16 protein-coding genes are annotated in these 12,736 nt (G+C 68.4%); 8 read left to right on the top strand and 8 right to left on the bottom strand.

Going from position 1 to position 12,736, the window contains the following annotated elements:
• Positions 1-26: 26 nt before the first annotated feature.
• The 3 genes from ACFO5K_RS14195 to ACFO5K_RS14185 all read left to right on the top strand — a co-directional run bounded on the left by ACFO5K_RS14195 (position 27) and on the right by ACFO5K_RS14185 (position 3,430).
• Complete coding sequence (locus tag ACFO5K_RS14195; RefSeq protein ID WP_378561622.1) at positions 27-1,556, top strand: serine/threonine-protein kinase; 1,530 nt, start codon at positions 27-29, stop codon at positions 1,554-1,556.
• A gap of 142 nt (positions 1,557-1,698) precedes the next feature.
• Positions 1,699-2,712: a DUF3320 domain-containing protein gene (locus tag ACFO5K_RS14190; protein ID WP_378561619.1), complete on the top strand. Its 1,014-nt coding sequence runs from the start codon at positions 1,699-1,701 to the stop codon at positions 2,710-2,712.
• 61 nt (positions 2,713-2,773) lie between these two features.
• Positions 2,774-3,430 (top strand): hypothetical protein, encoded by a 657-nt coding sequence (locus ACFO5K_RS14185; RefSeq protein WP_378561616.1) that lies wholly within the window; start codon positions 2,774-2,776, stop codon positions 3,428-3,430.
• Position 3,431: 1 nt separating this feature from the next.
• Here ACFO5K_RS14185 and ACFO5K_RS14180 read toward each other — a convergent pair whose 3' ends face one another.
• The 3 genes from ACFO5K_RS14180 to aroA form a co-directional block, all read right to left on the bottom strand.
• A complete protein-coding gene (locus ACFO5K_RS14180) occupies positions 3,432-3,749 on the bottom strand; it encodes a hypothetical protein (protein ID WP_378561613.1) in 318 nt (105 codons plus the stop codon).
• Positions 3,750-3,840: 91 nt separating this feature from the next.
• Positions 3,841-4,710: a ribosome small subunit-dependent GTPase A gene (gene rsgA / locus ACFO5K_RS14175; protein ID WP_378561610.1), complete on the bottom strand. Its 870-nt coding sequence runs from the start codon at positions 4,708-4,710 to the stop codon at positions 3,841-3,843.
• A 131-nt stretch (positions 4,711-4,841) separates the two neighbouring features.
• Positions 4,842-6,152 carry a 3-phosphoshikimate 1-carboxyvinyltransferase gene (gene aroA / locus ACFO5K_RS14170; protein WP_378561607.1) on the bottom strand — a complete coding sequence of 437 codons (1,311 nt, stop codon included), beginning with the start codon at positions 6,150-6,152 and terminating at the stop codon, positions 4,842-4,844.
• Positions 6,153-6,236: 84 nt separating this feature from the next.
• Here aroA and ACFO5K_RS14165 point away from each other — a divergent pair, with 84 nt between their 5' ends.
• Positions 6,237-7,022, top strand: a complete 786-nt coding sequence (locus tag ACFO5K_RS14165; protein WP_378561604.1) for an SOS response-associated peptidase — start codon at positions 6,237-6,239, stop codon at positions 7,020-7,022.
• Positions 7,023-7,047: 25 nt separating this feature from the next.
• Here the strand turns inward: ACFO5K_RS14165 and ACFO5K_RS14160 are convergent, their stop codons facing one another.
• Positions 7,048-7,362: a hypothetical protein gene (locus ACFO5K_RS14160; protein ID WP_378561601.1), complete on the bottom strand. Its 315-nt coding sequence runs from the start codon at positions 7,360-7,362 to the stop codon at positions 7,048-7,050.
• An 87-nt stretch (positions 7,363-7,449) separates the two neighbouring features.
• Entirely contained in the window at positions 7,450-7,941 is a 492-nt protein-coding gene (locus tag ACFO5K_RS14155) for an aminoacyl-tRNA deacylase (protein ID WP_378561598.1), read from the bottom strand.
• A gap of 140 nt (positions 7,942-8,081) precedes the next feature.
• Here ACFO5K_RS14155 and ACFO5K_RS14150 point away from each other — a divergent pair, with 140 nt between their 5' ends.
• Positions 8,082-8,777 (top strand): sigma-70 family RNA polymerase sigma factor, encoded by a 696-nt coding sequence (locus ACFO5K_RS14150; RefSeq protein WP_449289686.1) that lies wholly within the window; start codon positions 8,082-8,084, stop codon positions 8,775-8,777.
• 17 nt (positions 8,778-8,794) lie between these two features.
• On the top strand, positions 8,795-9,052 hold the full coding sequence (gene rsrA / locus ACFO5K_RS14145) for a mycothiol system anti-sigma-R factor (RefSeq protein WP_378563834.1): 258 nt from the start codon (positions 8,795-8,797) through the stop codon (positions 9,050-9,052).
• 65 nt (positions 9,053-9,117) lie between these two features.
• Here the strand turns inward: rsrA and ACFO5K_RS14140 are convergent, their stop codons facing one another.
• A complete protein-coding gene (locus ACFO5K_RS14140) occupies positions 9,118-9,192 on the bottom strand; it encodes a 50S ribosomal protein bL37 (RefSeq protein WP_022597109.1) in 75 nt (24 codons plus the stop codon).
• A 147-nt stretch (positions 9,193-9,339) separates the two neighbouring features.
• Between ACFO5K_RS14140 and ACFO5K_RS14135 the strand changes: the two genes are divergently transcribed.
• Positions 9,340-9,555, top strand: coding sequence for a biotin/lipoyl-binding carrier protein (locus ACFO5K_RS14135; RefSeq protein ID WP_378561592.1), 216 nt, complete (start codon positions 9,340-9,342; stop codon positions 9,553-9,555).
• A 29-nt stretch (positions 9,556-9,584) separates the two neighbouring features.
• On the top strand, positions 9,585-11,099 hold the full coding sequence (locus tag ACFO5K_RS14130) for a sensor histidine kinase (RefSeq protein WP_378561589.1): 1,515 nt from the start codon (positions 9,585-9,587) through the stop codon (positions 11,097-11,099).
• A gap of 115 nt (positions 11,100-11,214) precedes the next feature.
• Here ACFO5K_RS14130 and ACFO5K_RS14125 read toward each other — a convergent pair whose 3' ends face one another.
• Positions 11,215-11,469, bottom strand: a complete 255-nt coding sequence (locus ACFO5K_RS14125) for a WhiB family transcriptional regulator (protein WP_022567051.1) — start codon at positions 11,467-11,469, stop codon at positions 11,215-11,217.
• Positions 11,470-11,721: 252 nt separating this feature from the next.
• A complete protein-coding gene (locus ACFO5K_RS14120) occupies positions 11,722-12,666 on the bottom strand; it encodes a diacylglycerol/lipid kinase family protein (RefSeq protein WP_378561586.1) in 945 nt (314 codons plus the stop codon).
• Positions 12,667-12,736 lie beyond the last annotated feature (70 nt).

Below are 12,736 nucleotides of genomic sequence, written 5' to 3'. Positions count from 1 at the left end.
TAGCGGAACTGGGCCGGAGGTTGTGGGTGGGCGAGATCATCGACGGGCGGTACGAGATCACCGGGGCGCTGGGCGCCGGGGGGATGGGACAGGTGCTGCTCGGGTATGACGTGGTGCTGGACCGGCCGGTCGCGATCAAGCGGATCGCGGTGCGGCAGTTCGCCTCCCGTGACGATCTCGCCGAGGAGTTCGTGGCCAGGTTCCGGCGCGAAGCGCGGGTGACCGCGCGGATCCGGCATCAGGGAGTGCCGCAGGTCTTCGACGCGGTACTCGATGCGCGGGCCGACAGTGTGTATCTGGTGATGGAGCACGTCGACGGGGTCACCCTGCGTGACTACCTGTCCGGGGCGGGGGAGTTGCCGATCGAGTGTGGGGTGGCGGTCGCCGCACAGATCGCGACGGTGCTGTCGCATGCCCATGTGCTGCCGGTGGTGCATCGCGACCTCAAGCCCGCCAATGTGCTGGTTGCCCAGGACGGGACGGTGAAGGTGATCGACTTCGGGATCGCGGCGTTGCTCGACGGGAGCACCAGCCGGATCACCCGCACCGGGTCGGTGCTCGGGACCGCCGCGTACATGCCGCCCGAGCTGATCAACGGCCAGGAGGTGGGGCCCCGGGCCGACCTCTACGCGCTGGGCTGCATCATGCACGAGATGTTCAGTGGGCGTGCGGTGTTCGCGGCGCAGTCGGAGTTCGACACGCACAACCGGCACCTGTCGGAACCACCGGCACCGTTGCGCACCCTGCGCCGCGAGGTGCCCCTCGCGATCGAACAGCTGGTCCTGGAACTTTTGGCGAAGGATGCCGTCGACCGCCCGGACTCCGCGCACACCGTCTACGACCGGCTCCTGCCGTTCCTGCCGGCACCGGGCGCTCCGGAAACCGCTGTACCCGCAGGGGGCCCGGATCCGACGCGCATCTTCCGCCGTCCGAACCCACCCGCCGAGGTGGGCGCCGAGCCGATCCGGCCCGCCCGGCGGCCCGCCGGCCCGACGATCCCGGGTGGGTTGCCCGGGGCCGCCGCCCGCTACCGCGAACTGATCGACCTGGGCCGCTTCGCGCAAGCGGCCGAGGTGCTGGCCACCGTCGTCGACGAGGCCGTGCAGCGCTTCGGTCCCGACAGCCCCCAGCTGGGCGACCTGCACCGTGACATCGCCACCGCCTATGCCCACAGCGGCGAACAGCGCCGCGCCCTGACCGAATGGGAGCGGGTCGAGGCGATCGAGGTGCGCGCGGGCGGGCTGACGAGCAGACGCGGGTGGCGGGCACGGGTGGCGGCGGTGCAGTGCCGAGCGGAACTCGGTGAACTCACCGCCACGGCTGCCGTGGACGAGCTGTACCGGCTCTATGGCGAAATACGCTCGGCGGGTGACGAGTTCGGTGCGGACGCGCTACAGGTGCGGTTCGCGCTGGCCGAACTGCTGCCCGGCACGGGCGACCACACCAGGGCCACCCGGTTCGTGGGGCAGCTGCGTGACGACCTCGCGGTCCTGCGCCCCGCTGACGATCCGGTCCGCGCCCGGGTCGAATCACTGGCAGCCGAGCTGGGTTGCTGACGGGGATAGCGTCGGGCGGCTGAGCGCCGGACGATCCGCTCCCCGTCGGGGAGTAAGCTTCGCCCCATTGCCGGCAGGGGAGTGTGTCGGCCGTCGGTGCGGCGGCGAACGAGTATTCCGCGCGGAACGAGGAGTGCGCGCCGTGCAATGGGTCGGCAGGATCGGGTGGATCTTCGGACTGCTCGCCGGGGCGTTCGGCGCGCTGCTCGGCACCGCCGGGTACTTCAGCGGTATCGGCAACAGCTCGCCGTTCGAGATCGTGCTCGCGGTGGTGTTCTTCGCGTCGGGTTCAGCGCTGGCCGGCGTATCGATCTGGCAACTGCTCGTCGGTGACCGGCGCAAACGCCGCGACTACGCTCCGCCGCCGCACTGGGGCACCGGCCCGCGCTACCCCGTCAGCCCGCCGCCACCACCGGTCCAACGCCCGATCACCCCGGCAGAGCCGTACCCCTACATTCCACCGACACCGAACATTCCACCGTCGGCGCCGAACAACCGGCCGTCGTCACCGCATACTCCACCGCCGGCGCCGATCGCCCACACCGTCGCGCAGACCCCCGAGTGGATGACCGGCACCCGCAGCGTCCACCACTGGCTACCCAGCGGCATTCCCTACACCAGCGCGCCGACGAGCGTGCTCGGTTCCCCCGCCGACCTCGACCGCGACAGCGCCGCCACCATCCCGGTCCGGGTACGCGAGGCGGTGCGCGAGATCATCGCGATCGAAGGGCCGATCGAACGCGGCCAGCTCGTGACGCGCGTCGCGCAACGCTTCGGTGTGCACAAGCCCACCGACAAACAACAGATCTGTGTGCTCGGCCAGGTGCCGGAAAGTCTGGTGCGCGCGACACCGTTGGGTGTGTTCGTGTGGCCCTCGGATCTCGATCCCGGCACCTGGCGCGGTTTTCGTTTCACTCCGCCCACCGCGACCCGTGCCATCGACACCATCTGCCCCGAAGAGATCGTGAACGCGATATCGCAAGTGGCCCAACGTAACCGACATACCTTCGACGAGATGATGTGGGCGACGCTCACCCAGTTCGGCCACGAACGTACCGGTGCCGCCGAGGACCGGGTCGAAGCCTGCCTCACCTCGGCCGTGCGCCGCGGTCGTCTCGCCACCGACCCCGACGGCCGCTATAGGGCGATGAACTGAAATGCCGAGGCCCGCCGAAGTGTTCGGTCGGCATAATGTCGATTGTGGGTAGCGAGCTGCGATGAAGTATCAGCGATCGGCTTCTGTTGTCGTGCTGTGGGTGTTGGCGGTCATCTGGGGCACGGTGAGCCTGCTGACAGGAGTGTCGTCGTTGTTCGGAGCTGACGGCAGCGACGGTGAGCTGTTCTTCTTCTCGATCATCGTGGGTGTGCTGCCGCTGGGCGCGGTGATGTGGCACGAACAGGGCCTGGTCCGGCGTCAGCGGCTGGCCGCGGCCCGTCCCGCCGCGCACCGCCGCGTGCCGATGCCGCCTCCGCCACCCCGCCCGCCCGTGCCGCAGCTGCCGAGTCGTTTGCAACAGCCGTGGAATCGGCTCAGCCAGGCGTGGAGCGTGGTGGCGGAACTGCAGCGTCAGGGCTGGATCGATCCCGCCTCCACCAGCGGCCTACCTCAATCGATGCAACGGCTGCACCGTTTGGCCGTCGCCGACGGCATGACCGACCAACTCGGCGGACGACGGTCGAGCGCCGTCGAACAGCAGCTCGAGCGGCTGGGCGACCTGCTGGTGGCGCTCGCCGACGAAGCGGTCGAACACCAGGCCACCATCGGCGCCGACTTCACCCCGGCTACCTTGGCCGCCGCCGCGCAACGTCTGGCCGCCGACCGCGCGGCCTACCGTGAGCTGATGGAACTCGGCGGGGTGTGGGGCGCCGAATAATTCACGCGGGTAGCGCGGGAAGCCTTCTCGGGTGGGTGATCTCGGGGGAGACCGTGACGACGTCGCAGGCGGCGAGCAGCGTGTCGGGCAGGTCCTGGCCGAGATGAGTGAGGCTGGGAGTGACCACGGCGGCGGCTTCGGTGGTGGACACCACGTCGAGCAGGCGCCCGAGCGGGTCGCTGGTGCGGTCGCTGAACGCGACGGTCTTGGTGAAGCGGTAGCCGAGACGCTCGGCTAGGGAACGGATCTGCGTTTCGTCCCAGGATTGGGCGACACCTGAGATGTCGCGGCGCAGATAACCGATCGCCGGAGGCTTCATTGCCATGACGCTACCGCCGACGAGTGTCGCGAGCGTGAACGCGAGCGAACGCGAGTCTCATTCGCAATCAGGCCGAGACCTGGTTCGGTTGCTACCACGCCTCATTCGAGATCAACGCGGTGAGCAGTTGCCGAATCGCCTCCACCCGGCGCTCCGTACCGGGCAGTTGGTCCAGTGCGCATTCCGGGTCGGCGGGCGGGCCGAGGTGGGTGCATCCGCGCGGGCAGTCCTCGATGGCGTCGGCCAGATCGGTGAACGAGGCGATCACGTCGTCGGGAGTGATGTGGGCCAGGCCGAACGACCGCACGCCGGGTGTGTCGATCACCCAGCCGCCCTCGGGTAGCGGCAGTGCCACCGACTGGGTGGAGGTGTGCTTGCCCTTGCCGACCCCCGACACCTCGCCCACCGCCCGATACGCGTCGGGCACAAGACGATTCACCATCGTCGACTTGCCCACCCCGGAGTGCCCGATGAGCGCGGTGAGCCGATCGCGCAGGATCTCGAGCACCGGTTCCATCGGGTCGTCGATGCCGGCGTAGACGATCTTCAGGTCCAGACCCGCGAAGGCGGCGGCGAATTCGGACTCGGCGTGCAGATCGCGTTTGGTGAGCACCAGAATCGGTTCCAGCCCACCGGCATAGGCGGCCACCATCGCCCGCTCCACGAAACCGGTGCGCGGCGGCGGGTCGGCCAGGGCGACGACGATGAACAACTGCTCGGCATTGGCGACGACGATGCGTTCGAACGGATCGGTGTCATCGGCGGTGCGGCGCAGCACGGTCCGCCGCTCGGCGACCCGCACGATCCGGGCCAGGCTGTCGGGCTTGCCGGACAGATCACCCACCACTCCCACCTGATCGCCGACCACGATCGGGGTGCGACCCAGCTCGCGGGCGCGCATGGCGATGATGCGCCGGTCGGCGTCACCGTCGAGCACACAGCCCCAGCGACCCCGGTCCACCGCGACCACCATGGCGGCCTCGGCGTCGTTGTGCTGGGGCCGGGTCTTGGTGCGCGGTCGCGAGGAAGCCTTGCCCGGGCGGACCCGGACATCGGATTCGTCGTAGCTGGCGGTGGACCGGCCCTGGCGACTCAGCGCGCCACTCCCTCACCCGATAAGGCCGGCGCCAGCATCTGCTCCCACAGGGCGACGAAGGTCGGCAGGGTCTTGGCGGTGGTGCCGATGTCCTCGATCTGCACACCGGGCACCCGCAGGCCGAGAATCGCACCCGCGGTGGCCATCCGGTGATCGGCGTAGGAATGCCACTGCCCGCCGCGCAGCGGGGCCGGGGTGATCTCGAGGCCGTCGGCGGTCTCGGTGACCTGGCCACCGAGCCGGTTGATCTCGGCGCTCAGCGCGGCGAGCCGGTCGGTCTCGTGACCGCGCAGGTGCGCGATACCGCGCAGCACCGAGGGCGAATCGGCGAGGGCGGCCAGCGCGGCGACGGTGGGGGTGAGCTCGCCGACGTCGTGCAGGTCGATGTCGATACCGGCCAGGCTCTGCGGGCCGCGCACGGTGAGCACGCCGTCGAAGATGCGGGCCTCGGCGCCCATCCGCACCAGGATCTCGCGGATCACGTCACCGGGCTGGGTGGTGCCACGCGGCCACATCGGCACGCTCACCTCGCCGCCGGTGACCGCGGCCGCCGCCAGGAACGGGGTGGCGTTGGACAGGTCGGGTTCGATCTCCCAGTCGACCGCGCGGATCGGGCCGGGCTGCACCGTCCAGGTCTGCGCGCCGCGGGCATCGGCGGGGGTCTGTACGCGCACATCGGCGCGGCGCAGCATCTCCACCGTCATCTCGATGTGCGGCATCGAGGGCAGCACACCGCCGCTGTGGTGCACGGTGATGCCCTCGTCGAAGCGGGCGGCCGAGAGCAGCAGCCCGGACACGAACTGCGAGGAACCCGACGCGTCGATGGTGACCGTGCCACCGCGCAGCGCGCCGGTGCCGTGCACGACGAACGGCAGCGCGTCACCGTCGACGTCGAGGCCGAGCGTGCGCAGCGCGTCGAGGATGGTGGTGAGCGGGCGGTGGCGGGCCTGCTCGTCGCCGAAGAACGCGACGTCACCCGCGGCGAGGGCGGCGGCGGGCGGCAGGAAACGCATGATGGTGCCCGCCAGACCGCAGTCGACGGCGGCGCTGTGCAGCGGGCCCGGGGTGACCTCGAGTGTCTCGGCGTCGCCGGTGATCTCGGTGCCCAGCGCACGCAGCGCCTGAATCATCAGGTCGGTGTCGCGGCTGCGCAGCGCGCCGGTGATGGTGCAGGGCCCATCGGCCAGTGCGGCCAGGATGAGCGCGCGATTGGTGATGGATTTCGAACCGGGCAGGGTCACGGTCGCGTGGACGGGGACCTCGATGTGGGGCGCTGGCCAGAAACTCACCCGCCCATCCTCTCTCATGTGCGCGCCGAACACACTGCTGGCACACAATTCGGGCCCGTCGATTTCGTCACGGGCCGCGCGGGCGGGCGTATCTTCTTGCTTATGTGCGGACGATATGCGACGACGACCAACCCGGGTCGCCTGGCGGCCGAACTCGACGCGATCGATGAGACCGGGCTCGCCGAGCCCGACGCCGCGGTCAGCTACAACGTCGCCCCCACCACCCAGGTGCTCACCGTGGTGGAGCGCCACGAGCACGGCCATCCCGACGACGACCCGCGCCTGCGGATCCGCCGGATGCGCTGGGGCCTGATCCCGCACTGGACCAAAGCGGCCGAACCGGGCGTGCCCGCCAAGGGCAGACCATTGTTCAACGCCCGCGCCGACAAGGCCACCAGCGCACCCTCGTTCCGGGACGCGACAAAGCACCGGCGCTGCCTGGTGCCGATGGACGGCTGGTACGAGTGGCTGGTCGAGTCGGCGCCGACCGGGCAGGGCAAAGCGGTCAAACGCCCGTTCTACATGTCGCACACCGACGGTTCCCCGCTCTACATGGCCGGGCTGTGGTCGGTGTGGCGCGACCGCGAGCATCCCGCTGCCGAACCGCTGCTGTCGTGCACCATCCTCACCACCGATGCCGTGGGCGAGTTGGCCGACATCCACGACCGGATGCCGTTGCCGATGCCGCGCGAGCACTGGGCGGCCTGGCTCGACCCGGACCACCCCGCCCCCAACGACCTGCTGCGCCCGCCCTCGCCCGCGCAGGTGGCCACGATCGCGGCGCGGCCGGTCTCGAGCCTGGTGAACAACGTCCGCAACAACGGGCCCGAACTGCTGGTACCCGATGGCACCTGCGACGACGAAGCCGGGCAGACCACACTGCTGTGATCGTGCCCGGCCTCGGGTGGACGGCTCAGAGTGAGCAGGGCACCGAATCGGTGGCGATGTTCAGGCCACACTTGATGACTCCGGTGAACAGGTCGATCACCTCGGTGGCGACCCCGCCGCCGAGTCGTTCGGCCTTCTCGGCGCGCTCATCGGTCTCCGGTGCGGCCCGCGGTGTGTCCTTCGGCGTGCTGCCCTGGCCGTTGAGCGGGTAGTCACCGGGTTCGGTGGGCGCCGTGGGTGCCATCGGCGGGACCGCGGTGACCGGCGCGGCGACGGCGACACCGCCGAAGGTGAGTAACAGGGCACCGGTCAGGGTGGCGATCGTCGAACGTGCGGACATTTTTCGCATCACATCCTCGGGTCGATGGGGTCGTACCGGGCGCGGAATGCGTCGCAATGAATTCGGAACGAGACCGTGATCGGATTGCTAGCCGGTGATCGGGGCGGTCACGGCCCCGGTCGCGCGCACCAGATCGGCGGGCGCGAGTTCGATTTCGAGACCGCGCCTGCCCGCACTGCACAACACCCGGTCCCAGCGGAGGGCCGACGCGTCGACGACCGTGGCGAGTTGCTTGCGCTGCCCCAGCGGTGAGACCCCGCCGAGCACATACCCGGTGCTGCGTTCGGCCTTGGCCTTGTCGGCCAGCACCGCCTTCGGCGCTCCCAGCGCCGCCGCCGCGGCCTTGAGCGACAACCGGGCCGGCACCGGTAGTACGGCGACCGCCAGCGCGCCGGTGGACAACTCGATCACCAGCGTCTTGAGCACCTGCTCGGCGACCACACCCAGCTCGGCGCCGAGCGCGCCGACGGCTTCGTCCCCGTAGGACTGCGCGCGCGGATCGTGGGTGTAGGCGTGGACGCGGTGCGCGATCCCCGCCCCGGTGAGGACCTTGATCGCCGGAGTGGACGCCGATGCCATGGTCGTCACCCTAACGCGCGGGAACACCGATGGCGGTGTCTCTGTTGCACACCAATGACAAGCCCGTCCCGAGACGCCCGTGAGGAGAGATAGTGACACTGCTGCTCGAGGAGCGTCCCTTCTCACCCGAGGGTGCGCACTTGCCGATCGATACGGTGTTGCCGGTAGATTCGGTGACTACGGCGATCGAAGGGAATGGTGTGACGAGCGACGACGACGTGGTGCCCGCCGAGGCGTCCGGCTCAGGAGCCGGCGAAGCCGAGCTGGCGGCCCGGTTCGAGCGCGATGCGCTCCCGATGCTCGACCAGCTCTACGGCGCCGCACTGCGGATGACCAGGAATCCGGCCGATGCCGAGGACCTGGTGCAGGAGACGTATGTGAAGGCGTTCCAGGGATTCAAGTCCTTCCGCGAGGGCACCAATCTGCGCGCCTGGCTGTACCGGATCCTGACCAACACCTACATCAACTCCTACCGCAAGAAGCAGCGCCAGCCCGCCCAGTACCCGACCGACGAGATCTCGGACTGGCAGCTGGCCGCCACCGCCGAACACACCTCGACCGGTCTGCGCTCGGCTGAGGTCGAAGCGCTCGACGCCCTGCCCGACGACCAGATCAAGGCCGCCCTGCAGGAGTTGCCGGAGGAGTTCCGGATGGCGGTGTACTACGCCGACGTCGAAGGATTCCCGTACAAGGAGATCGCCGAGATCATGGGCACTCCGATCGGTACCGTGATGTCGCGGCTGCACCGTGGCCGCAAGCAACTCAAGGGTTTGCTCGCCGATGTGGCGCGTGAACGTGGATTCGACCGTGGGGAACGCCAGGAGGTTACGAAGTGAGCGACCCCGATCTGGAGATGGACTGCACCGCCGTACTGGCTGATGTGTGGCTCATGCTCGACGGCGAATGCGACCAGGCCACCCGCGAGCGCCTGCAGGAACACATGGACCACTGCAGCCCGTGCATCGAGGCCTACGGCATCGAGGAGAAGCTCAAAGGGCTGCTCAACCGCAAATGCGGTGGTGAGCACGCGCCCGAGGGCCTGCGTGACCGGTTGAAACTGGAGATCCACCGCTCGATCACCGTCACCAGGGTCGAGCGCACCGAGGATTGATCCGAGGAGCGGACAGCAGAAAAGGGGCACCCGATGGGTGCCCCTTTTCGCGTATCGAGCCTTGCTCAGGCGTTGGGCCGCTTGCCATGGTTGGCTGCGTTGCCCTTACGGCTGCGCTTCTTACGTCCACGCTTACCCATAGGTAGCTCCCTTCTCTGGGTCCTCCCCGCCGGAGCGCGGAGCACAATCTGATCGTCAGCCATTGTTTCACGTGTGGTTGGCTGTAGCTTCGGCGGATACGGCCACCGCCCCGGCGCGGCGGCCGCACAACTAATGAACGGGATGTCATGGGTGAAGAAGTGCGCGCGGAGATGGTCTCGACCGTGCTCGCTGTCGAGGTCGCGGTGGGCCAGCACGTGCGGGTCGACCAGACCCTGGTGCTGCTCGAGTCGATGAAGATGGAAATCCCGGTACTCACCGAGGTCGAGGGTGACATCACCTCGGTCGATGTGACTCCGGGCCAGGTTCTGCAGGCGGGCGACCTGATCGCCACCATCGCGTAAGACCGACAGCGAAGCGGTAGAGATCCAGCGTGGCGACACTGAGCGAACTTCTGGCCGAACACACCGACCTGCCCGGCACCGCCGTGGACCATCTGCAACGGGTGGTGGGCGACTGGCAGTTGCTGGCCGACCTCTCGTTCTCGGATCTGCTGTTGTGGGTGGGGGCGGGACCGGTCACCGACGGTGCCGAGGTGGTGTGCGTGGCCCAGATCCGACCGACCACCGCACCCACCGTGCACCTCGACGACAAGGTCGGCAGCACCGCCTCGCGCACCGACTTCCCACAGGTGTTCGACGCGCTGGTCAGCGGCGACACCGTGCGCACCGACTTCGAGGTCGAAGTGAGCGGGGTCTATCACCCGAGCCCGGTGCACGCGGTGCGCGAGGCGATCCCCGTGCGCTGTGGCGACGACGTGATCGCAGTACTCAGTCGCGACTCCGACCTGCAAAGATCCCGGATTCGCAGCACCCTGGAAACGGCGTACGTGTCGTGCGCCGACGACCTGTGCCAGATGATCGCCGACGGTAGTTTCCCGACCCCCGAGGACAGGGCGGCCACCCATTCCAGCCCGCGTGCCGGCGACGGTTTCATCCGGCTCGACACCAGTGGCCTGGTGGTCTACGCCAGCCCGAACGCGCTGTCGGCCTATCACCGGATGGGGATGCAGTCCGACCTGATCGGCCAGGATCTGGCGGTGACCACCCGCTCGCTGATCACCGACCCGTTCGACGCCCAAGAGGTGGTCGCCGACATCCAGGCCGCGCTGGCCGGGCGCACCGGGCGCCGGATGGAAGTGGAAGCGCGCGGGGCCACGGTCTTGCTGCGCACCCTGGTGATGCGTCCGGGTGGTGAACTGGCCGGGCCCGCGGTGCTGGTGCGCGATGTCACCGAGGTGAAGCGCCGCGACCGCGCGCTGCTCAGCAAGGACGCCACCATCCGCGAGATCCACCACCGGGTGAAGAACAACCTGCAGACCGTGGCGGCGCTGCTGCGGTTGCAGGCGCGCCGCACCGAGAACCCCGAAGCCCAAGTGGCACTGACCGAATCGGTGCGCCGGGTCACCTCCATCGCCTCGGTGCACGAGATGTTGTCGATGTCGGTGGACGAAGAGGTGGACCTCGACGAGGTCGTCGACCGGCTGCTGCCGATCATGGCCGATGTGGCCACTGTGCACACCGCGCGGATCAAGGTGCGCCGCGCCGGTTCACTGGGGGTGTTCTCCGCCGAACGCGCGACGCCGCTGGTGATGGTGCTGACCGAGCTGGTGCAGAACGCGATCGAGCACGCCTTCGACGCGGGCCAGAACGGTACCGTGACGATTCGCTCGGAGCGCTCGGCCCGCTGGCTCGACGTGATCATCAGCGATGACGGTCGCGGGTTGCCCACCGGATTCAGTCTGGAGAGCTCCGACCGGCTCGGGCTGCAGATCGTGCGGACCCTGGTGACTTCGGAACTGGGCGGTTCGATCGGGCTGCATCCCGGCGCCGACATCGGCACCGACGCGGTGTTGCGGGTGCCGCTCGGCCGTCGCTCGGCTCGCTGAACGACGGGTGAAAAACGTTGTAGGGCAACAATAAACCCGGCACCCTGGGGTGCCGGGTTCTCACATGCGTTACCGGACCGGGCTGAATGGTCCGGTAACGCCCGCCTTTTTCTACCTAGACGGAGGTACGCGTACGGGTGCGGGCGTTACGCCGCTTGAGCGCACGACGCTCGTCTTCGCTCATTCCACCCCACACGCCGGCATCCTGTCCGGACTTCAGGGCCCATGACAGGCAATCGGCAGTGACGGGGCAGCGGGCGCAGACCAGCTTGGCATCGGCAATCTGCGCGAGCGCAGGACCGCTGTTACCCACCGGGAAGAACAGCTCGGGGTCCTCATCGCGACAGATGGCCTTGTGGCGCCAGTCCATTCCTCTGCTCCTTTGCGCAGGCGCCACAAAGGGCACCTCTGGTTAGTGGATCGTTCACTTGTGCGACTCGAATGTTTCCGCACGGTTGCTTGTGAATGCTTTCACGATCACCGTAGATGTCAATAGGTCTCCGGCGCACCGTGGGGGAGATCACGCTGAGGTTGCCCACCAGGGGAACCTGCCCGGTCCTTTGTACTCGCGTCCGCGGGTTTTCGCAGCGCAACCCCGAGATTTTTCCGATGAGTCCGTTGCTCAGGACGGTTTGGGGGCTACCACGTCGAGCACACCGGGCACCGATGTGAAATGCACCATCTTGCGTTTTCCGATGAAGTCGCCGTCGATTTGCAGGCCGATCTCCTCGGCGGTCTCGATCCGCACCGAATCGACATCGTCGACTCGGAACAGTGCATCCGCCTTAGGGTTTCCATTCTCGCTCAGCAACTGCCGTGCCAGCAACAGGGTCCTGGTCACACTCATCGAACCCATGGCGAATACGCCCAAACCGGATTCGAACGTGGTGCCGGGATTGGTACGAACCGGACGATCCTCGAGATAGGTCCACGGGCTGGAATTCGTGACGAAGGCGTAATACACCGAGTCCACCGGATCGTGCCCGGGGACCGCCACGGTGACGCTCGGTTCACGCCTGCGCGCCCGGAAGAACTGGCGCACCGTGGTGCGCAGATATCGCGCCGGAGTGGCCTTGCGGCCTTTCGCGCGAGCGGCATCCATCGACTCGCACACATCGGCGTCCAGGCCCACGCCCGCGCTGAATGTGAACCACCGATCATCGGCCAACCCGAGCCCGATCCGGCGGTCGGCGTCGCGGCCGAGCAGATCGATGAGCTGGTTGGTAGCTGTCACCGGATCGGGGGAGATGCCGAGCGCGCGGGCGAACACATTCGCCGAGCCGCCGGGGATCACGCCCAGCCGGGGCCGCCACACCTGGTCGTCACCGACCTGGGGCAGGGGAAGGAATCCGTTGATGGTCTCGTTGACCGTCCCATCGCCACCGTGCACGACGATCAGGTCCATCTGCTGCGTGGACGCCCACTGGGCCAGTTCGGCCGCGTGGCCGCGATGCTGGGTGTGCGCAACGGTCAGCTGCGTTCGGCTCTCCAGCGCGTGAGCGAGCAGATCCCGGGTGGCCGGGGTGGTCGAGGTGGCATTCGGATTGACGATGAGCAGCGTCCGCACTGTGTCGAGAGTAATGCGCGTCTGCGAACAACCGGCGCGCGCCGGGCACCACGACACGGCGTCGTAGGCT

Origin of the sequence: Nocardia halotolerans (genome assembly GCF_042650145.1) — a bacterium.
GTDB lineage: Bacteria > Actinomycetota > Actinomycetes > Mycobacteriales > Mycobacteriaceae > Nocardia > Nocardia halotolerans.
The sequence above is the reverse complement of the archived record's forward strand: the minus strand, read 5'-3'. Positions and strand labels throughout refer to the sequence as shown.

Bases quoted from the DNA above. Each gene is read 5' to 3' on its own strand.
- ACFO5K_RS14185 (WP_378561616.1), top strand. From the start codon at position 2,774: ATGAAGTATCAGCGATCGGCTTCTGTTGTCGTGCTGTGGGTGTTGGCG.
- ACFO5K_RS14180 (WP_378561613.1), bottom strand. From the start codon at position 3,749: ATGAAGCCTCCGGCGATCGGTTATCTGCGCCGCGACATCTCAGGTGTC.
- aroA (WP_378561607.1), bottom strand. From the start codon at position 6,152: ATGAGAGAGGATGGGCGGGTGAGTTTCTGGCCAGCGCCCCACATCGAG.
- ACFO5K_RS14165 (WP_378561604.1), top strand. From the start codon at position 6,237: ATGTGCGGACGATATGCGACGACGACCAACCCGGGTCGCCTGGCGGCC.
- ACFO5K_RS14160 (WP_378561601.1), bottom strand. From the start codon at position 7,362: ATGTCCGCACGTTCGACGATCGCCACCCTGACCGGTGCCCTGTTACTC.
- ACFO5K_RS14155 (WP_378561598.1), bottom strand. From the start codon at position 7,941: ATGGCATCGGCGTCCACTCCGGCGATCAAGGTCCTCACCGGGGCGGGG.
- rsrA (WP_378563834.1), top strand. From the start codon at position 8,795: ATGGACTGCACCGCCGTACTGGCTGATGTGTGGCTCATGCTCGACGGC.
- ACFO5K_RS14135 (WP_378561592.1), top strand. From the start codon at position 9,340: ATGGGTGAAGAAGTGCGCGCGGAGATGGTCTCGACCGTGCTCGCTGTC.
- ACFO5K_RS14125 (WP_022567051.1), bottom strand. From the start codon at position 11,469: ATGGACTGGCGCCACAAGGCCATCTGTCGCGATGAGGACCCCGAGCTG.